Raw genomic sequence first — 21,321 nt, forward strand, 5'->3', positions numbered from 1 at the left:
AAGGTAAATCCGGCATCGGCACCCAGCCCGGCAAATCGTCAGGTGAGACCGAGACATGCAGCCGTTCTGATCTGTCTCGCCCCACTTTCCGGTGCTTGCGCAGCAGGAAAATCTTGCCCCAGCCGCGCCATGTTCCGACTGATGTTGCGTTGGGATCGGTGGGGAAACGGTCTCGCCAGCCTTCAGGCAGGGGCAGACCGTGCAATTCGGCTTTGTCCAGCATCCAGACAAGTGAAATATTGCTGAGGGGCCGGGCTTCTTCATAGCCGTTCAACTGACCGCCGACATCACCATGGGTGCCGCGGAACCAGACCTGGTCGACATGGCCCTTGAATTCGGGCGTACATGTCCACAGCACGGGCTCGTACACTTCGCGCGTCTCGTCCAATGCCATGGCGTGGTAGCCGTGGCGGATCGATGGTCCCAAGCGGTGGTTATGGAATGCATGGCGTTCCTCGGCCCAGCGCCAGAGCAATGGCAGGCGCAGACCCAGCGCTTTGACGGTGTCCCAGACACCCACCATTTCGATCGCCACTTCTTCGTGGCAGAAATTGCGGCGAAAATCGCGCGCCGCCGCACCGCCTGGATTGCATTCATAATGACGGTAAGCCTGTTTGATATTACGTTCGGTCGCGTGTTCGGCTTTGAGAAGGCCGATCATGTCGAGTACGCCAGCAAGGCTGCGCACACCGTAAGCGCCCCGCGAATAGCCGATGAAATAAATCCGGTCTCCGGGTTTGTAACGCGACGCGAGATAGCCATAGGCACGACGGATCTGGCGATTGATCCCGCGCCCCATCATCACATCCAGCGAGGATTTCCAGTTCTCCCACTGCACGCCCGCCTCGTAGAACACTGACACGCTGCTGCCCATTTCGCAGCACAGGCGATAGGTCTGCCCGGCATGGGTTTCATAGCCCTGCTCCAGCGTGGACATGGTGCCATCAAGGATGATGACATGGCTGATCGGTTCGCGGTGGCGCGTCTCGGCGGAGTGCTCGGACCGTAAGGGGCGCCCGAGCCATCCCAGAACCTTTTTACTCAGCCGCGACAGAACCATGCGTCAGCAATTCCCATACTTTGTGAGGTGTGAAAGGCATATCCGCCTGCCGCACCCCGTGATCCCAGAGCGCATCCTGCACCGCATTTGCCACAGCGGCCAGCGCGCCCACGGTGCCTGCCTCGCCACAGCCTTTCATGCCCATCGGGTTGGCCGTTGACGGAACCGGTGCCGAGGTAAACTTAATCATGGGTACGTCTGCTGCGCGGGGCAAGGCGTAATCCATGAACGTTGCCGTGAGCAGTTGCCCTTCGGCATCGTGGACAACGTGTTCATTCAGCGCCTGCCCGATACCCTGAACTACCCCGCCATGGACCTGCCCTTCGGCCAGCATCGGGTTGATAAGGTTGCCGAAATCATCAACCACAGTGTAGCGGTCAACGGTCACGACACCGGTGTAAGAATCGATCACGACCTCGGCAACATGGGCGCCATTCGGATAGCTGCGTGCCTCAAGCGTTGCGCGGGTTTCATGCTGCAAAAGATCGGTACGGCCATCAGCACGCGCCATATCAGCCGCTTCGATTAGGGTCGGCGTCAGGTTGGAACCCGGCGCGCGAAAGGTTTCATGGTCGAAGATCACATCGCTTTCCTCGACCCCCATCTTATCCGCAAGATACGGCGTGAATGCGGCAACCATCGTATCGACCGTGACCAGCGTTGCATTGCTTTGCGTGGTGACCGAACGTGATCCGCCGGTTCCGCCCCCTTGCGCCAGCCGGTCGGAATCGCCCTGAACAACATTGATCCGATCCGCAGGAATCCCGGTCTGATCCGACAGAAACTGTGCATAGACAGTCTCATGCCCCTGCCCGTTAGATTGTGTCCCCACATAAAGGTTCACGGTCCCGTCCTCGCAAAACTCGACCTTTGCACCTTCGGAAGGATCACCCAAAATGCTTTCGATATAGTAACAAAGCCCCTGACCGCGGATCAGGCCACGTTCGGCGTCCTTAGCCTTGCGTCTGGCAAAGCCCTGTGTCTGCTCGTCCGCACGCGAAAGGACCATATTGAAATCGCCCACATCATAGGTCTCACCGGTTGCTGTCGAATAAGGGAACGCGCCCGGGCGTATGAAGTTTCTGCGCCGCAATTCCCATGGATCGACGCCCAGTTCGCGCGCCGCGCGATCCATTGCGCGTTCCAGCACATAGATCGCCTCGGGACGGCCCGCACCTCGATAGGCGTCGACCTGCGTGGTGTTGGTGTAAAACCCCTCAACCCGCAGATAGGTGGCTTGAACGTCGTAGACCCCCATCAGAACCTTGCTGAAGAGGTTGGTCTGGATCGCCTGCCCGAAGTGACTGTTGTAAGCCCCCAGATTGACCTTGCTGTGCACTCGGTAGGCGGTGATGCGATTGTGTTCGTCAAAGGCCAGCTCGGCCAGCGAGGTTAGGTCGCGGCCATGGTGATCGGACAGCATCGCCTCGGTCCGGCCCGACATCCAGTGCACGGGTCGGTCCAGCTTCATCGCGGCCGCGGCAATCGAGAAGTATTCGGGATAGGGCATGGCCTTCATACCAAAACCACCACCGACATCCGGGGTGGTTACACGAATGGATTCCGCATCAAGCTTAAGCTTCTGGGCCAGCTGCGCCTTCATCCCCCAGACGCCCTGCCCCCCATATGAGAAGTGCAGGCGACCATCGCTCATACTGGCCTGACAGCCTCGTGGCTCAATCGAGTTCACGATGACCCGATTGTCATGGACGTTCAGGGAAACCGTGCGTGCAGCAGCTTGAAAGGCAGCTTCGGTTGCAGCCTCATCTCCCATGCCCCAGTCAAAGGCGCGGTTATCCGGTGCCTCGGGATGCAGGGTTTCCCCTCCGGCTTGAAGATCCAGCTTGGCGGGCAGATCATCCGTGTCCATCCAGATCAATTCAACTGCATCATGGGCTTGTTCCAGCGTGTCTGCGATCACCACCGCCACCGGTTCACCCACGAAACGCACGCGATCCTTGGCCAGCATGTGTCGCGCGGGTGCAGCACCTGAGGATCCATCCCGGTTGGGCACGACCGTTGCACTCATTTCTGTATCAAAGCCTGCATCGGTCAGATCGTCGATTGTTAGGACCAGGTGCACGCCATCAGCCTCGCGCGCGGCATCCAGATCAAGCGAGGTGATTTCGCCATGGGCAACCGGGCTGCGAAAGAACACTGCGTGCAGCGCATCCCCGGGGATCGCGTCATCCATGTATTGTCCCTGCCCGGTCAGAAACCGCTGATCCTCGGTCCGTTTAACCGATTGGCTTTTGCCGAATTTTTCCATTGCCTGATCCTCTGTCTGCCCACCGTCGCGACACTAGCTTTCTGCCAATTGATGTCCAGAGCCCTGAACATGGACGTGAGGCGACCTGCGTGTCGCAAAAAGCAATGCCTGATCCGAAATGTGCTTCGTAGTCTGAAAATGTGGTTCAACCTGATGGAGATATCATGACAAACCCAATCACCCTGACGAACGGTCGCCTGACATCAGAGCAGATCGATGATTACTGGGAAAGCGGCTTTGTCTTTCCGATAACTGTGTTCAACAACTCGGAAGCAGCTGATCTGCGCTCCGAACTGGAAGAGATCGAGCGTGACTGGCGCGAGGCTGACCTGCCGCTGCCCCTGAACATGCACAAACGCGTGAACGCGCATGTGGTGATGCCGCTGGTGACACGCATAGCGCTGGACGCACGGGTACTGGACGTGGTCGAAGGGGTTCTGGGGCCGGACCTGCTGTTGTGGTCAGCGGAATTGTTCATCAAAGAGCCGCACACCAAGCAGGTGGTCAGCATGCACCAGGATCTGACCTATTGGGGCATGGGCGAGACACCGGATCAGGTAACGGCGTGGATCGCATTGTCGCCTGCGACGGTCGAGAGTGGGTGCATGGATTTTGTCAGGGGCAGTCACAAGAACCCGATCCTGCCGCATACCGACACTTTCTCGGACAACAACCTTCTGTCACGTGGGCAAGAAATTGCGGTTGAGGTGGCCGAAAATGACAAAACCCATATCGAACTGCAGCCAGGTCAGATGTCATTGCATCACGGTCTGACCATTCATGGCTCCGGGCCAAACGTGTCGGATGACCGGCGCATAGGTCTGGCAATTCGATACCTAAACCCAAATGCACAGCAAAAGGTAGCTGATCGCGACTATGCCATTCTGGCGCGGGGTGAGGACCGGGTCGGGAACTTTGTTCACATCCCGGAGCCGACCGGGTTGTTCGCCGCCAACGCGTTGGATCTGCATGCGCGTATCCGGGCCGATCAGACCAAGGCACTGGCCCAGGGCGCGGCCGAGACCCTGCATCTGTATGAACCTGCACCACCAAAGGCTGGCTAAACAGCCGCGCAGACCCTTCCCCTTCCCTTACGCATTCGCTATTGCAGGCGCTGACCCGAGATTGATGACGCAGGACGCACCCCATGGCGATGGAAAAGACATTCAACGCGGCCGAGGCCGAGGCCCGCATCTACAAGGCCTGGGAAGAGGCCGGAGCCTTCAAGGCAGGCGCGAACAAATCGCGCGACGAGAGCTTTACCATCATGATCCCGCCGCCGAACGTGACGGGCGCGCTGCATGTGGGCCATGCGTTCAACAATACGCTGCAGGATATCCTGACCCGCTGGCACCGGATGCGCGGCTTTGACACGCTTTGGCAGCCCGGTCAGGACCATGCCGGTATCGCCACGCAGATGCAGGTGGAAAAGATGCTGGCCGCCACCCAGCAGCCCGGTCGTCGGGAACTGGGGCGCGAGGCGTTTCTGGACAAGGTCTGGGAATGGAAGGGCGAATACGGCGGCACGATCATTGAGCAGCTAAAGCGTTTGGGCTCCAGCTGCGACTGGTCGCGTAATGCCTTCACCATGGCAGGTGCGCCGCGCGACCCGCGTACAGGTCATGAGAACTCGCCGAACTTCCACGACGCGGTCATCAAGGTCTTCGTCGACATGTACGAAAAGGGCCTGATCTATCGCGGCAAGCGTCTGGTCAATTGGGACCCACATTTTGAAACCGCGATCTCGGACCTCGAAGTCGAGAATATCGAAGTCGCGGGTCACATGTGGCACTTCAAATACCCGCTGGCCGGTGGCGAGACTTATACCTACGTCGAAAAAGACGAAGACGGGAACGTTATTCTCGAGGAAGAACGCGACTATATCTCGATTGCCACGACTCGCCCGGAAACCATGCTGGGCGATGGCGCGGTTGCGGTTCATCCCTCGGATGAGCGGTATGCACCCATCGTTGGCAAGCTCTGCGAAATCCCGGTTGGCCCGAAAGAACATCGCCGCCAGATTCCGATCATCACTGATGACTACCCTGATCCCGATTTCGGCTCGGGCGCAGTGAAGATCACTGGCGCGCATGACTTCAACGACAACATGGTCGCCAAACGTGGCGGCATTCCGATGTACCGCCTGATGGACACCAAAGGCGCGATGCGGGCCGATGGTGCGCCTTACGCTGAAGAAGCCGACAAGGCGCAGGAATACGCGCGCGGCAAGGCGTTCACCGAGAACGAGATCGACGCGATCAACCTGATCCCCGACCACCTGCGCGGGCTCGACAGGTTCGAGGCACGTGCGAAGGTGGTTGAAGAGATCACTGCCGACGGTCTGGCCGTGATGACCCGCGCGGATGATCCGCTTCTGGGCTCGACCGCATTGAAGCCCGATCACGAAGGCGCTGAGAAACTGGTCCCGCTGGTTGAGAGCAAACCGATCATGCAGCCCTTCGGTGATCGCTCGAAAGTGGTGATCGAGCCGATGTTCACCGACCAGTGGTTCGTCGATGCTGAAAAAGTCGTCGGCCCCGCGCTGGATGCGGTCAAGGATGGCACGGTCAAAATCATCCCCGAGTCGGGTGAGAAGACCTATTACCACTGGCTGGAAAACATCGAGCCCTGGTGCATCTCACGCCAGCTATGGTGGGGGCATCAGATTCCGGTTTGGTATGGGCCGCGCGTAGTATCAATTGAGCACAAGCTTTCTTCTGATGAAGAACTTGCGGAAGGCGAAAAACCTTGGCCCGTGCTAGATTTCAGCGCAGAACCTGTAGCGTTCTGTGCTGCGACCCAAACCGAAGCTTTCGAAGCAGCAAAGCAATACTATGAAGGAACGCACGGTGCACTCGGAAAACTCGAAGGTGCCGAGAATGGCTTCTTAATTGGCCTGAAACCCGAAGACTTCGACGCCAAGCACCACAATGCCATGGATGGAGTTGAAATCGAGTTGTGGCGTGACCCCGACGTCCTCGACACGTGGTTCTCCTCCGGCCTCTGGCCCATTGGTACGCTGGGCTGGCCCGAACAGACCGAGGAGCTGGAGCGCTACTTCCCCACGGACGTTCTGATCACCGGCTTCGACATCCTGTTCTTCTGGGTTGCCCGGATGATGATGATGCAACTGGCCGTGGTGAACGAAATTCCGTTCCACACCGTCTATTTGCACCAGCTCGTCCGCGACGAAAAGGGCAAGAAGATGTCCAAGACCACCGGCAACGTCATCGACCCGCTGGAAATCGTGGACGAGTTCGGCGCCGATGCACTGCGCTTTACCAACGCCTCGATGGCGGCAATTGGTGGCGTGCTGAAACTGTCCAAGGAGCGCATCACCGGTTACCGCAACTTCGGTACCAAGCTGTGGAACGCCGTACGATTTGCCGAGATGAACGAGGTCTTCACCGACGCCGTGCCGCAACTGGACGTGGCCGACCTGAAACCCAAAGCCGCCGTGAACCGCTGGATCATCGGCGAAACCGCCCGCATACGGGAAGAGGTCGATGCGGCGCTGGAGAGCTATCGCTTCAACGACGCGGCCAACGGGCTTTACGCCTTTGTTTGGGGGAAGGTCTGCGACTGGTATGTGGAACTGTCCAAGCCGTTACTGCAAGGTGATGACGCCGAGGCACAGGCCGAGACCCGCGCCACCATGCGCTGGGTTCTGGATCAGTGCATGGTCCTGCTGCACCCGATCATGCCCTTCATCACCGAAGAGCTGTGGGGGCTGACCGGCAACCGCGCCAAGATGGTCGTTCACGCCGACTGGCCGACCTACGCCGCTGCTGACCTGATCGACGCGGATGCGGATCGTGAGATGAACTGGGTGATCTCGGTGATCGAAAACACCCGTTCGGCCCGTGCTCAGATGCGTGTGCCTGCTGGTCTCTACGTGCCGATGCTGGTGACCGAAATCGACGCTAATGGCCAAGCCGCATGGGACTGCAACGAGGCGCTGATCAAGCGCCTGGCACGGATCGACAGCCTGACCAAGGCGGATAAACTGCCCAAAGGCACCATCTCCATCGCCGCGCCCGGCGCGTCCTTCGGCCTGCCACTGGCGGATATCATTGACATCGGTGCAGAAAAGGAACGGCTGGAAAAAGCCAAGGGTAAGCTGGCCAAAGAACTTGGCGGTCTGCGCGGGCGCCTGAACAACCCCAAATTCGTTGCCTCGGCTCCGGAAGAGGTGGTTGCGGAAGCCAAAGCCAATCTCGCCGCACGCGAAGAAGAAGAAGCGAAACTGGACGAGGCGCTGGCCCGACTGGCGGAAATCGCCTGACCCTTCTTCAAAATCGAACGCTTTGAACCCCGCTGAGCCAAGCCCAGCGGGGTTTTCATTTGCCCGATGGCTTTTCCCCTTGTTTCCAGCGGCTTGTGGTTGTTAGCAATTCCTCAAATGATCTTGAGGCAGTGATGGCACGTCCCCTTCCCCCAGTGCAGACGATTTCAACCGGCCTTGTGGTGGCCGTTGTCGGCTTTTTCAGCTCTTTCCCGATCGTGCTGCAAGGCCTCGCTGCCATGGGCGCTTCGGCGGCTGAATCCGCATCCGGGTTAATGATGGCTGCAGTGGCGATGGGGCTGACGGCGATCTTTCTCAGCCTTTGGTACAAGCAGCCGATCAGCGTGGCCTGGTCCACGCCCGGGGCGGCGTTACTTGCGGTTTCGGCGACACCTGTCACAGGATTCTCGGGCGCGGTTGGTGCGTTCCTGTGCGCTGGAGCGCTGACCGTTCTGGCAGGCCTTTGGCGACCGCTGGGACGGTTGGCGGCAGCAATACCAACCACACTGGCGCAAGCCATGCTGGGCGGGGTTCTGCTGCCGTTGTGTATCATTCCGTTCAAGGCGGCAGTTGAGCTGCCATGGCAGGCGCTGCCCGTCATCCTGACTTGGTTTGTTGCTGGGCGGATCAACCGGCTGATCGCAGTTCCTGCTGCGGTTATTGCGGCGGCAATCGTCGTTGTTCTGAACGCAGGCGACAGCTCGGTCCGGCCCGAGCATCTGATGGCTGCTCCTGTCTGGACCATGCCAACCTTCTCGGTCGCTTCGGCAGTGGGGATCGGCATCCCACTGTTCATCGTCACTATGGCAACGCAGAACATCCCCGGTATTGCGGTGATGCGCAGCTTTGGCTACTCGCCGCTCGCCGGCAGGCTGTTCTCGGCCGTTGGAGGCGCCAGCATCTTATCCGCGCCGTTCGGAGCACCCGCCACCTGTCTCGCCGCCATCACCGCAGCCATGTGCTCGAACGAGGACAGCCATCCAGACCCGAACCAGCGCTATTGGTCGGCGGTCATGGCGGGTGTGTTCTACTGTGTTTTCGGCGTCTTTGCGGTGGCGATTACCGGATTCGCAGCCCATGCCGATCCGATGTTGATGGGGACATTGACGGGTATTGCCCTGATCGGCGTCATGGCAAACGCGACCTTTGCCGCGCTCGAGGTTCCTGCCGAACGAGAGGCTGCAATCCTGACATTTGCGATCACCGCCTCGGGCATCACCGTATTTGGCTTGGGCGCGGCGGTCTGGGGCTTGGCGGCAGGCGGTATTGCGTATCTGGTAACCAAGCGGGCGCGGTGAGCGCTTTCGCCTGCACCCGTGGTGGAGTATAGTTCGGACATGCTTGGATCACTTGGAAAACTGGTAGAGCGTCAGATCAAAAAGGCGCAGGCCGAAGGACAGCTGGAGGGGCTGGATGGTGAAGGCCAACCCTTGCCCGACCGTTCGACCGAGGCCCAAACTGACCCGGCCCTTGCCGCCGGACACCGGATCATGGCGCAAGCCGGTGTTCTGCCCGAGGAGTTCGGGATCAAGAAAGAGCTGGACGCAGCACGAAAGGCCTATCCCACGCTGACAGACCCGGCTGAACGCAAAGCTGCTATGGCGCGCATCGCGGACCTGGAGATGCAGTATAATATGGCCCGCGATGCCCGCAGGGCCTTTATGCGGTGATCATTTGAATTCCGGCTTTCGGCCTTGCATCTGGGCCGCGATGACCTCGATCTGATCCGGTTTGCCAATCAGTTCCACCTGTTCGGCGGATTCTTCCAACAAAACCTCGGCGCGGGACTTGCTTTCAGCCACTTCAATCAGCCGTTTGGCCGCACGGATCGCCGATGGGCTTTTGCCTGCGATGTCTTCAGCCAGCGCCAGTGCTTCGGTCAGAGGGTCGTCCGACAGTTTCGTCACCAGCCCCCATTCTGCCGCCTGTGGGGCACCAATCGGGCGCGCAGTGTAGGTCAGCAGGCGCAATACATCCGAGCGGACGAGTTGCGGCAGCAGGGCCATGCCCCCCATATCCGGGATGATGCCCCATTTCATTTCCATAACCGCCAGCTTGGCCTCGGGGTGTGCGATGCGGACATCTGCACCCAAGGCAATCTGCAGACCGCCACCATAGGCGACCCCCTGTATGGCGCAGATCACCGGCACCGGAACACGACGCCAGACCATGGCAAGTTCCTGCATCTCATTGGCGTCTTCATGGCTGCGGGTCATAAGCCATTCGGTCGGATCCATATGAGCCATCTTGGCAAAGCTCGCCATATCGAGACCGGCACAGAAGCTTTTGCCTTCACCTGACAAGACAACGGCGCGGGCATCCGAGGCCGCGACCTCCTGCCCGGCAGACAGGATCGCCTTGACCATCGCATCGTCCAGCGCATTCATCTTGTCGCCACGGGTCAGCGTGACATGAGCAATGTGGTCTTTGTATTCGACAGATACGCGCGCCATGCGAGCCTCCCAATCCTGCTTTTCAAGACAATGCCCCGAAAGGCCTACACAGTTCCACAGCGACGTCAGGGCATCTGTGATACAGGCATCCGACCGAACCATGGTGAATCAAGCGTCATGACGTAAAACTGGTCATCTACGATTTTTCCGCCGGTCGTGATCCCCAGTCGGCCATCCGGATCCTGCAGGGTCCGCAGGATGTTTCCCTGCCCATCGAACTGCACGATCATCCCACGGTGGATTGGGGCCGGTCGCACCATCGGCCCCAGTCGCCAGATCACTTTGCGCAGGAACGGATAGGGCATGAGCGCCTCAGACGGCACACGCGGGCTGGCGAAGGCCACCCAGTAAGTGCCATCCCCCTGTGCCTCGAGATTGTCGGGATAGCCGGGCAGATTATCGAGCAGGACTTCGGTCTCACCTGCCCGGGGGCCTTTCAGCCAGAGCTTATGGACCCTCGCCCGCCCCGTTTCGGCAATAAGCAGAAAGTCCTCATTCGGCGACAGAGCTACGCCGTTGGTATAGACGAAACCTTCGGCAATTTTCTCAGTCGTACCATCCGGTACGTGTCTGGCAACATAACCGGTATCGGATTGCTCCCAGATCGTAAGAACCGAGGTCGGTTTGGTTCCGCCCATGGTTTCGGGATCAAAACGATCCGAGGAATTCGAAAAATAGACCGTACCATCCTGCGCGACGTCCAGTTGGTTGGCGTAGATCACCGGTGCACCGTCAATTTCCGATACGACGGCCTCCAAAGTACCCGGCCCAGTCCAGCGCATCAGGCCTCGGAAACTGTCGGCGATATAGAGCGCCCCGTCCGGTCCTGCCTTCAGACCTAATGGTCGACCGCCCAACCTGTCGACCTCAACCGGTGTATCCCCGTCGATGCGAAAGAGAATACCAGACAAGCTGGTCGTGTAGATGGTCCCATCTGGGAGGACGGCCAGATCTTCGGGGCCGATCTCACCTTCTGGCAGAGTGATGAGCTCAAGCCCGTCCAGATGCCTGTTTTCTTCGAAATCACCTGTGAAACCCGGCGGTTCAGGTGGATCATACGCAACTGGTGCGACCGGGACAGGCCAGAATATCAGATAGGCAAGCCCGACAAGAACCAGGATCAGAAAATAGCGCATGACACCTCCTGCAACGTTTAGGTGCACCCTGCAGGGGATGCTGCGCCAGAGCAAGGCTTGCCCCGACCGCAGGCTTACGATTATCTGCGCGCATGACTGGTCCCCGATACACCCCGCTTGCCCAATCCCTGCCCGCGACCGTGCCATTTGTAGGCCCCGAAACGCAGGAGCGTCAGCGCGGCGCGCCCTTTGCTGCACGTCTGGGGGCAAATGAGAGCATATTTGGCCCTTCCCCGCGCGCAATCGAGGCGATGCGACAGGCAGCGGGTGATCTTTGGATGTATGGCGACCCCGAGAACTATGATCTGCGTCATGCATTGGCGGCTAATCATCGTGTAAACCCCGAGAATATCGTTGTTGGTGAGGGGATTGACGGTCTACTGGGCTATCTTGTGCGCCTGATAGTTGGCCCGGGCGATGCAGTCGTGACCTCGGACGGCGCCTACCCAACCTTCAACTACCACGTGGCTGGGTTTGGTGGGGATTTGCACAAGGTGCCCTATACTGGTGATCACGAGGACCCTGCCGCCTTGTTCGCTAAGGCGGGTGAGGTGAATGCCAAACTGGTTTATTTGGCCAATCCTGACAATCCGATGGGCAGTTGGCATTCTGGCAAAGAAATCGTTGCGGCAATGGAGGCGCTACCAAAAGACTGCCTGCTGGTACTGGACGAAGCCTACGTGGAATGTGCGCCGGAAGGGACAGCCGCGCCTTTGTCGGCAGATGATCCGCGTGTGATCCGAATGCGGACGTTTTCCAAAGGGTATGGCATGGCTGGCGCACGGGTGGGATATGCCATTGGTGCCTCCGAACTGATCGCGTCCTTCAACAAGGTTCGCAACCATTTCGGTATGAACCGCGCGGCACAAGCCGGGGCATTGGCAGCCCTACAAGACAACGAGTGGCTGACGCAGGTTCAGGAACGGATCACTCAGGCACGCGAGACAATTGGGCAGATCGCACGCGATAACGGGCTGGTCCCCCTGCCCTCGGCCACCAACTTTGTCGCGATTGATTGTGGGCGTGACGGAGAATTTGCAAAGGCTGTACTGAATGCGCTGGTGGATCAGGGCATTTTCGTTCGTATGCCATTCGCCGCCCCCCAAAACCGCTGTATCAGGGTAAGCTGCGGTGAGGCCGCCGATCTGCAGGCCTTTGCCGCCGCACTACCTAAGGCATTGGTGACGGCAAACAGCCAACTCTAATCTTTATCGGCCAACGCGGCTGCCGCTGCCTCCAGTGCTCCGGCTCCGCGCGGGATGTTCAGGGCAGCCATCGCCGTTTCGACACCCCCTAGCATACCCATCACCATCTGGCCGTTGAGATGACCCATGTGGCCCAAGCGGAAATAGGAATCCTCACACACCATACCCAGACCGATGCCCAGCGTGAGGCCCAGGTTGGATTCCGTATAGTTGCGCAGTGGTGTGCCCCGTCCTTCGGTCAGGCGCAGCGCAGTGACCGCGCGGCTGCGATGCGCGCGATCTGAGACGTTGAGATGCAGCGCACCGCCTTCGGCCCATGTTTCACAGGCAGCCCAAACCGCCTCGGCCAGTCGCTCGTGACGCGCCCAGACATGTTCCAACCCTTCGGTATGGATCATGTCCAGCGCGGCGCGCAGACCATAGATATGGTGGGTCGGGGCAGTGCCGCCAAAATACTGATAGAACCAATCCGGCTCAGCACGCGGTTGCCAGTCCCAATAACCCGAGACACGAGGCATCAAGGCACGTTTGGCCTTTGCCTTATCGTTGAAAAACACAAAAGAAACGCCCGCCGGGACCATCAGACCCTTCTGGCAGGCCGCAACCATGACATCCACGCCCCAGGCATCCATTTCGAACCGGTCGCAGCCCAGCGAAGCGATGCAATCCGCCATCAACAAAGCCGGGTGGCCCAGTTCATCCAGCAAATCGCGCAGAGCCGGAATGTCGTTTCGGATCGAGCTTGAGGTATCGACATGCACTGCCAAAACACCCTTGATCCGATGATCTGTGTCAGCCTTCAACGCCTCGGCAATCCGGTCGAAATCCCAAGGGGACGATGTTCCGAAATCGATAAGTTCAACCTCGGCACCGATCGCACGGGCCATTTCGGCCCAGCCATGGGTAAAGCGGCCTGAGGCCGGAGCAAGAATGGTCTCACCCGGCGCAATGACGTTGGACAGCGCTCCTTCCCACGCACCATGACCGTTGGCAATATAGATCGCCACATCATGACGTGTACCGGCCACCCGGCGCAGGTCTTCGGTCAGGGCGGGCATCATTTCGACCAGTTCACCCGCATAGATATTGGGGGATGGACGATGCATCGCCTGCAACACCGCATCGGGTATGACAGAAGGTCCGGGAATGGCGAGATAATCGCGCCCGTGCGCGAGAGAAATTTTGCTTGTCATGAGATCGACCTGTACGAATTCACGCCTACCCTAGCGTGGGCTTTCGCAACGTCAATCCATCAGAGAGGCAGCCTCGCGCGCAAGTGTTTCGATACCCGACCAATCTCCGCCAGAAACCATCTGTTTGGGCGCAACCCAGCTGCCGCCTGCGCAGACAACATTGGAAAGAGACAGGTAATCATCGGCATTTGACGTAGATACGCCACCAGTCGGGCAGAATTTGATCTGCGGCAGCGGTGCGCCGATGGCCTTCAAGGCGGGTGCACCTCCTGAGGCTTCGGCCGGGAAGAACTTGAGCATGTCATAACCCTTTTCGAGCAGCGCCATGGCTTCGCTTGCGGTGGCCGCACCGGGCAGCAGCGGCAAGCCTTCAGCCTCGCAGGCTGCGATCAGGGCATCTGTTGCGCCGGGGGAAACGCCAAACTGTGCGCCGGCCTCTTTGGCGGCACGAACGTCTTCGGGCGTGACCAGAGTGCCAGCACCAACAACCCCGCCGGGCACTTCGGCCATGGCGCGGATCGCGTCCAACGCGGCGGGTGTGCGCAACGTGACCTCAAGCGCAGGCAGACCACCCGCGACCAGCGCCTCGGCCAGAGGGCGCGCATGTGCCGCGTCATCGACGACCAGAACCGGGACAATGGGCGCAAGCGCACAGATTTCACGGGTACGGTGGGACTTGGATGTCATGGCTCAGGCTCCGAATATGCTTGCGCCGGCATCCGCCGGACCGACAGTGTTGCGGAATGCGGCGAACAACTCACGCCCGACGCCGTGTTGATGAGCAGACAGATCAGCCGTGATGGGTGTCCGGTCCAGAACACCCTCCGTCAGGATCTCCAACTCGCCGGTAACTGCATTGACACGAAGCATGTCACCATCCCGAAGGCAGGCAATCGGGCCACCCTCAAGCGCTTCGGGGCAGACATGAATCGCAGCAGGAACTTTGCCCGAAGCGCCAGACATACGTCCATCGGTGACCAGCGCCACCTTTTGACCCCTGCCCTGCAGTATTGACAGGATCGGAGTCAGAGAGTGCAGTTCGGGCATCCCGTTGGCCTTTGGCCCCTGAAACCGGACAACAACAATGACGTCATCCGTGAACTCTCCGGCCTTGAATGCTGTCTTGACCTCATCCTGATCGTGAAACACGCGCACGGGGGCCTCAACCACCTGATGTTCGGGGGCCACGGCAGAAACCTTCATAACCGCGGTGCCCAGATTGCCGGTCAGACGCGACAAACCTCCTGTGGGCTGGAAGGGGTCATTGGCGGGGCGAACGATCTTTTCATTCAGGCTGTGGCCCGCGCCTTCTTGCCAGACCAGTTGCCCATCGATCAGCTTGGGTTCCTGAGTGTAGTGCTGAATACCACGCCCCGCGACAGTCAGAGTATCGGGGTGCAGCAGACCATCCTCAAGCAACGTTCCGATGCAATATCCAAGGCCACCCGCCGCGTGGAAGTGGTTCACGTCGGCCAGACCATTGGGATAGACCCGCGCCACCAGCGGAACCACAGCCGAGATGTCGGAAAAATCCTGCCAGTCCAACACGATACCACCTGCGCGGGCCATTGCGATCAGGTGGATCAGCAGGTTGGTTGATCCGCCTGTCGCCATCAAACCGACGATCCCGTTCACAAAGGCACGTTCATCGAGGATTTGGCAAACCGGGGTATAGTTATTCCCCAGCGCGCTGAGGGACAGGGCGCGGCGTGCGCCTTCCTCGGTCAGCGCATCACGCAGAGGCGTATTCGGGTTGATGAAGCTGGATCCCGGCAGGTGCAGCCCCATAAACTCCATCAGCATCTGGTTTGTATTGGCAGTGCCATAAAAGGTGCAGGTCCCGGGGCCGTGGTATGCAGCCATTTCGGCGGCCATCAATTCTTCGCGCCCGACTTCTCCGGCAGCGAATTGCTGGCGAACCCTGGCCTTTTCGTCGTTTGGCAGTCCACTGGTCATCGGACCTGCGGGCAGAAAAACGGAAGGCAGATGCCCAAAGCTTTGTGCCGCGATGACCAGACCGGGAACGATCTTGTCACAGACGCCAAGGAAAACAGCAGCATCATAGGTGTTGTGGCTAAGTGAAACAGCCGCAGCCAGCGCAATCACATCACGCGAAAACAGCGACAATTCCATGCCTGCTGCGCCCTGTGTGACGCCGTCACACATTGCAGGAACTCCACCCGCCACCTGTGCCGTACCGCCTGCGACACGCGCGGCCTGACGGATCAGTTCGGGGTAGCGCTCAAAAGGCTGATGCGCCGAAAGCATGTCGTTGTAGGCGGTGACAATGCCCAGATTTCCGGCGTGGCCCGTTGCCAATGATTGCTGGTCATCGCCTGCGCCTGCATAGGCATGGGCCTGACCGCTGCAGGACAGATGACCGCGCGCTGGCCCGGCTGAACGCGCCTGCTCCATCCGTTCAAGATGAACCGAGCGCAATGGCGCGCTGCGATCGACGATCCGTTGTGTGACATCGGTGATGACGTTGTGAACCATCTCAACCTCCGATCTGGCGCCAGCGGCGCCCGTCGCGATGCATCAGCATCAATGCTTCTTCGGGTCCGGAACTACCCTGATCATAGCGCGAAGGGCGATCGCCCCGCTCTTCCCAATCCTGAATGATGGGATCAACCCAGGCCCACGCCGCTTCGGCTTCATCCCCGCGCATGAACAGGGTCTGATCACCGCGGATCACGTCCATGACCAGACGCTCATAGGCGTCCGGCGATTTGGACTCGTCACCCAATGCATCGGCAAAGCTCATGTCTAAGGCCACGTCGGACAAGCGGAACCCACCTTGCCCCGGCTCTTTGATAGTTGTGCGCAGGGTGATGCCTTCGTCAGGCTGCAGCCGGATTACCAGCACGTTGCCGTGCAGAGGACCAACATTGGGAAAAATCGTATGTGGCGGATCGCGGAAGAACACCGCAATCTCGGATTCACGGGCACGAAGGCGTTTGCCGGTACGTAGGTAGAACGGGACACCCGCCCAGCGCCAGTTCCCCAGATGAACCTTGAGCGCGATATAGCTTTCGGTGCGGCTGGCAGGGTTGCCCACGTGATCCAGATAGCCATCGCCCCCCTTGTCCGTGCGATACTGACCGCGCGCGATATCGGCGGGCGCAACCGGTTCTAATGCTTCGATGACTTTGACCTTTTCGTCCCGGACCGCATTTGGTGAGAACTTCGAGGGCGGCTCCATGGCCGTCAGACACAAAAGTTGGACAAGATGGTTCTGGATCATATCCCTCATCGCGCCGGATTGATCGTAATAGGCCCCGCGCCCCTCGACGCCCACAGTTTCGGCCACGGTTATCTGGACGTGGTCGATATGGGTGGAATTCCATAGCGGCTCGAACAGCGAATTGGCAAAGCGCAACGCCATCAGGTTCTGAACTGTCTCTTTTCCCAGATAATGGTCGATCCGGTAAATCTGATGTTCATCGAAACACGCGCGCAGACCTTCGTTCAGCGCCTTTGCAGATGCAAGATCATGTCCAAAGGGCTTTTCGACGACGATCCGGCTGTCAGATGTCGCAAGCCCCTCGTCGTTCAAGCGTTTCGCTATTCCGGGGAACAGGCTTGGGCCTACGGACAGGTAAAAGGCGCGAACAACATCGGGGCGCAGAGATTTCCCGAGCGCTTTCCATCCGCTATCACCCAATGCATCGACCGGCACATATTCCACATGGGTCAGAAAACGATCCAGGACCTCCGGCGAAAACTCGGGCGCGAATTCCTTCATCGAGGCACGAACCTGTTCGCGAAAACCGTCATCATCCATTTCAGACCGCGCTGTCGCGATGATCCGCGCCTCTTCCGGCATCTGCCCGACTTCGAACCGGTGATAGAGGCCTGGCAGGATCTTGCGTTGCGCCAGATCGCCGGTCGCACCGAACAACACAAGGTCGAACGGATGTACCGGAATTACGCGTGAGACCATTGCAAGGTTCCTTTCGAGTTCACCGCAATCAGCTTAACATGGCGTTTGGCGCAGAAGTGAGACGCGCGTATACAGATAATGTTATCGCTAACATTTGTCGTTTCAATAGAAAGACCCGTCCCAAAAATCAAGCATGGATTTGCCGGATGCGCCAGTTTCGGGCTTACAGCGCCTCATCCCTGATTACGGAGCCATTCCATAACAGACGGGCGTACCGATTGTTCCCCACGATGGCGGGCATCTGCGATGATCTTGCGCACATCCTGCAAATTCGATCGCAACAGCAGGCTTTTGACCGGGCCAATCGAGGCCGGGCGCATGGACAGGGTCCGGATACCCATCGCCGCAAGGCAGAGCGCCTCAACCGGGCGGCCCGCGTCCTCGCCGCAGAAACTGAGCGGCGTGTCCGAGATATTGCAGCGTTCGACAATCCGTTCGATGAAGGTTAGGAAGCTGACGTTCAGCGTATCATAACGACGGCGCACCAGTTCGTTCTCGCGATCTGCCGCAAAGAAGAACTGTTTCAGGTCGTTGCCGCCGACCGAGATAAAGTCCACCTCATCAAAGAATTTCTGCGGTGCAAAGGCCAAGGACGGGGTTTCCAGCATCGCGCCAACCTCAAGCGATTCCGGCAGAACATGACCCAACCGCTTTTCACGCTCGATAGTCTTGTTCACCTCCCAGCGGGCCTCGCGATATTCTTCAGCCTGCGCGACAAAAGGAAACATGATGGTCAGTGGGCGACCATCTGCGGCCCGCAGCAATGCCTGCAACTGCATCCGCATCACGCCGCGCTTGTCCAGCCCAACCCGAATGGCGCGCCAGCCCAGCGCAGGGTTTGGTTCCTCCACATGTTTCATGTAGGGCAGAACCTTATCCGAACCGATATCCAAGGTACGGAATACCACACGCTTGCCGTGGGCGGCATCGAGGACACGCTTGTATTGAGCGACCAGCTCAGACCGTTTCGGCATTTGGTTGCGGATCAGGAATTGCAGTTCCGTTCGAAACAGACCCACCCCTTCGGCACCAGAATTCTCAAGCGACGGCAGGTCGGCCATCAGGCCCGCATTCATCACCAGATTGATCTGGGCACCATCCTGCGTAACCGTCGGGGTTTCTCGGATCGACGCATAACGTTCCTGTGCCTTGGCCTGCATCGCGATCTTATCGCGGAAGGCACCGACAACAGTTTCCTCGGGGCGCAGATGAACGACGCCCTGATCCCCGTCGACCAGGATATGGTCGCCATTCAAAGCCTCAGTCGTGATCCGGCCCACATGTACCACCAGAGGGATCGCCAGAGCGCGGGCTACGATAGTGGCGTGGCTTCCAACTGAGCCTTCCTCGAGCACGATACCCTTGAGAGAGCGGCCATACTCCAGCAGATCACCCGGACCGATATTGCGCGCAATCAGGATCGGATCAGGTGGCAGATCCGCCCCGTTTGTTGCGCCCTGCCCAGTCAGAATGCGCAACAGCCGATTGCTGAGGTCATCCAGATCAGCCAGCCGTTCCCGCAGGTAGGGATCGGTAACCTGGCTCATGCGCGCGCGGGCCTGCGATTGCTCTTTCTCGACGGCCGCCTCGGCGCTGAGACCACGGGCGATGTCTTCTTCCATCCGCCGCATCCAGCCTTTGGAATTGGCAAACATCCGATAGGCTTCGAGAACCTGCAGCTGTTCCTTGTCACCGCCCTGAGAGATTTCGAGCATCTTATCGACGCCCACACGCAATTCATCCACCGCCTCGGTCAGGCGCTCCAGTTCGCGATGCGGATCGTCTGCGATGGGATTGGTAACAACCACGCGGGGTTCATGCAGCCAGACATGACCTTCGGCCGATCCTTCCTGAGCCGGACCACCACGCAGCAGAACCGATTGCTGGTGCAGGGGCGACAGGGCTGCACCTTCACCGACAAAGGCACCCAGCTCCGCCATTTCGGCCAGAACCATAGCGACCACTTCCAGTGCATAGACCTCATCAGCGGAAAATTCGCGCGCTTCACGGGACTGCACAACCAGAACGCCCAGCTTTTCGCCCAGACGCTGCACGGGCACACCGAGGAAAGAAGAAAACCGTTCTTCGCCCGTTTCGGGCATATATCGGAAGCCTTTGGCCGAAGGCGCATCGGCGGTGTTGACCACTTTGCCGCTGTTTGCGACGCGGCCTACCAGCCCCTCGCCCATGCGCATACGGGTTTTGTGCACCGCTTCGGGCGACAGACCTTCGGTCGCACAAAGCTCGAGCGTGTCTTCATCCCGGAACAGATATATCGAGCAGACCTCGGCCTGAATGCTATCGGCAATCAGATGCGTGATCCGGTCAAGACGTTCCTGACCGGCGGCTTCGCTCGCCATCTCTTCGCGCAGCCGCCCCAGCAGCTTGCGGGATTCTGTTTCTGTACCGTCCGCCATCGCCTAATCGCTTTACGGTGTCAGGCGTGACCTTTGGCCGATCAGCTCAGGCCGCCTTGTCCAGTTCAAAGGCATCATGCAGTGCCTGAACAGCAAGTTCCATGTATTTCCGATCCACAAGTACGGAAATTTTTATCTCAGAGGTTGTAATGACCTTGATGTTGATCCCCTCATCCGAGAGCACCTTGAACATTTTAGCCGCAACACCCGACTGCGAACGCATGCCGATTCCGACGACCGAGACCTTGCAGACATCCTGATCCGCAACCAGTTCGGCGTAGTTCAACTCGCCTTTTTCCTTGATTGCCAGCAGGGCCTGTTCGGCGCGAGTCACCTGATTGGTGGGGCACGAGAAGGTCATATCGGTGCGACCCTCGTCCGAGATATTCTGGACGATCATGTCGACATTCACGCCTTCATCGCTGAGCGCGGTGAAGATGATAGAGGCGATACCGGGGCGGTCCGCAACCGAAACAACGGTCATTTTTGCCTCGTCCCGCGAATAGGCCACACCGGCCACTACATTGGATTCCATGATATCCTCCTCGTCGACAACCAGCGTACCGGCTTCGTCGGATTGTTCCTCAAAGCTTGAGAGAACGCGCAGTTTCACCTTGTAGCGCATAGCCAGCTCGACCGAGCGGGTCTGCAGCACCTTGGCCCCCAGCGAGGCCAGTTCGAGCATTTCCTCGAACGAAATTCTGTCCAGCTTGCGCGCCTTTTCACAGATGCGCGGATCGGTGGTGTAAACACCATCGACGTCAGTATAGATGTCGCAACGCTCGGCCTCAAAGGCGGCGGCGAAGGCAACAGCGGTGGTATCAGATCCACCCCGGCCCAGCGTGGTGATACGGCCTTCGGGGCTGATACCCTGGAAGCCAGCAACGACCGCTACGCGCATACCCTCGCCGAACTTCTGGTTGATATTGTCGGTCGGAATTTCTTCGATCCGCGCCGCCGAGTGGGCACCGTTGGTGATCAGAGGCACCTGCCAGCCCTGCCAGCTGCGCGCGGGAATATCCATTTCCTGCAGGGTCAGAGACATCAGACCGGCGGTTACGTTTTCCCCGGACGACACAACCGCATCATATTCGCGGGCATCATAAAGCGGCGAAATCTCGTCAACCCAGCCGACCAGCTCATTCGTTTTGCCGGACATGGCCGATACGATGACAATGACATCATAGCCTTTAGCCACTTCGACACCGATGCGTTTTGCAGCACGGCGGATGCGGTCAAGATTGGCGACTGAAGTGCCGCCGAATTTCATCACGAGTACGGGCATGGGGGCAAGTGTCTCCGCGCCTTGGAATTCCGGTCCCGTGCCTCTTATGCGAGGGGGACCGCAAGAGCAAGTGGG

The 21,321-nt window shown here is 59.0% G+C and carries 15 protein-coding genes; 5 read left to right on the plus strand and 10 right to left on the minus strand.

The genetic code is table 11. The annotated features are described in order from the left end of the window. A partial coding sequence (locus E1297_RS31510; protein ID WP_155145059.1) for a DUF2235 domain-containing protein occupies positions 1-1,060 on the minus strand: 1,060 nt, incomplete at its 3' end. Continuing rightward, on the minus strand, positions 1,038-3,329 hold the full coding sequence (locus E1297_RS31515) for a xanthine dehydrogenase family protein molybdopterin-binding subunit (protein WP_155145008.1): 2,292 nt from the start codon (positions 3,327-3,329) through the stop codon (positions 1,038-1,040). The genes E1297_RS31515 and E1297_RS31510, both read right to left, overlap by 23 nt. A gap of 164 nt (positions 3,330-3,493) precedes the next feature. Here E1297_RS31515 and E1297_RS31520 point away from each other — a divergent pair, with 164 nt between their 5' ends. The 4 genes from E1297_RS31520 to E1297_RS31535 all read left to right on the plus strand — a co-directional run bounded on the left by E1297_RS31520 (position 3,494) and on the right by E1297_RS31535 (position 9,284). Next, on the plus strand, positions 3,494-4,393 hold the full coding sequence (locus tag E1297_RS31520) for a phytanoyl-CoA dioxygenase family protein (protein WP_155145010.1): 900 nt from the start codon (positions 3,494-3,496) through the stop codon (positions 4,391-4,393). A gap of 83 nt (positions 4,394-4,476) precedes the next feature. After that, the gene (locus E1297_RS31525) at positions 4,477-7,614 is read left to right on the plus strand and encodes a valine--tRNA ligase (RefSeq protein WP_155145012.1); all 3,138 of its coding nucleotides are present in this window, start codon (positions 4,477-4,479) and stop codon (positions 7,612-7,614) included. A gap of 134 nt (positions 7,615-7,748) precedes the next feature. Then, on the plus strand, positions 7,749-8,912 hold the full coding sequence (locus tag E1297_RS31530) for a benzoate/H(+) symporter BenE family transporter (RefSeq protein WP_155145015.1): 1,164 nt from the start codon (positions 7,749-7,751) through the stop codon (positions 8,910-8,912). A 39-nt stretch (positions 8,913-8,951) separates the two neighbouring features. Next, complete coding sequence (locus E1297_RS31535; RefSeq protein ID WP_155145017.1) at positions 8,952-9,284, plus strand: DUF1992 domain-containing protein; 333 nt, start codon at positions 8,952-8,954, stop codon at positions 9,282-9,284. Here the strand turns inward: E1297_RS31535 and E1297_RS31540 are convergent, their stop codons facing one another. Both E1297_RS31540 and E1297_RS31545 read right to left on the minus strand, forming a co-directional pair. After that, positions 9,285-10,067 (minus strand): crotonase/enoyl-CoA hydratase family protein, encoded by a 783-nt coding sequence (locus E1297_RS31540; protein WP_155145019.1) that lies wholly within the window; start codon positions 10,065-10,067, stop codon positions 9,285-9,287. A 65-nt stretch (positions 10,068-10,132) separates the two neighbouring features. After that, on the minus strand, positions 10,133-11,203 hold the full coding sequence (locus E1297_RS31545) for an SMP-30/gluconolactonase/LRE family protein (RefSeq protein WP_155145021.1): 1,071 nt from the start codon (positions 11,201-11,203) through the stop codon (positions 10,133-10,135). Between the two features lie 92 nt (positions 11,204-11,295). On the opposite strand from E1297_RS31545, the gene E1297_RS31550 reads away from it, so the two are divergent. Next, positions 11,296-12,408: a pyridoxal phosphate-dependent aminotransferase gene (locus E1297_RS31550; RefSeq protein WP_155145023.1), complete on the plus strand. Its 1,113-nt coding sequence runs from the start codon at positions 11,296-11,298 to the stop codon at positions 12,406-12,408. Here E1297_RS31550 and E1297_RS31555 read toward each other — a convergent pair. The 6 genes from E1297_RS31555 to E1297_RS31580 form a co-directional block, all read right to left on the minus strand. Further along, on the minus strand, positions 12,405-13,601 hold the full coding sequence (locus E1297_RS31555; protein WP_155145025.1) for an alanine--glyoxylate aminotransferase family protein: 1,197 nt from the start codon (positions 13,599-13,601) through the stop codon (positions 12,405-12,407). The genes E1297_RS31550 and E1297_RS31555 overlap by 4 nt on opposite strands. Before the next feature lie 51 nt (positions 13,602-13,652). Continuing rightward, on the minus strand, positions 13,653-14,288 hold the full coding sequence (locus E1297_RS31560; protein ID WP_155145029.1) for a bifunctional 4-hydroxy-2-oxoglutarate aldolase/2-dehydro-3-deoxy-phosphogluconate aldolase: 636 nt from the start codon (positions 14,286-14,288) through the stop codon (positions 13,653-13,655). A 3-nt stretch (positions 14,289-14,291) separates the two neighbouring features. Then, entirely contained in the window at positions 14,292-16,097 is a 1,806-nt protein-coding gene (gene edd / locus E1297_RS31565; protein WP_155145031.1) for a phosphogluconate dehydratase, read from the minus strand. Between the two features lies 1 nt (position 16,098). Continuing rightward, the gene (zwf, locus tag E1297_RS31570; protein ID WP_155145033.1) at positions 16,099-17,544 is read right to left on the minus strand and encodes a glucose-6-phosphate dehydrogenase; all 1,446 of its coding nucleotides are present in this window, start codon (positions 17,542-17,544) and stop codon (positions 16,099-16,101) included. A gap of 173 nt (positions 17,545-17,717) precedes the next feature. After that, on the minus strand, positions 17,718-19,961 hold the full coding sequence (ptsP, locus tag E1297_RS31575) for a phosphoenolpyruvate--protein phosphotransferase (protein WP_155145035.1): 2,244 nt from the start codon (positions 19,959-19,961) through the stop codon (positions 17,718-17,720). A gap of 46 nt (positions 19,962-20,007) precedes the next feature. After that, positions 20,008-21,246 (minus strand): aspartate kinase, encoded by a 1,239-nt coding sequence (locus tag E1297_RS31580; RefSeq protein ID WP_155145037.1) that lies wholly within the window; start codon positions 21,244-21,246, stop codon positions 20,008-20,010. Between the last annotated feature and the right edge of the window lie 75 nt (positions 21,247-21,321).

The sequence above is a fragment of the Roseibium sp. RKSG952 genome (assembly GCF_009711355.1).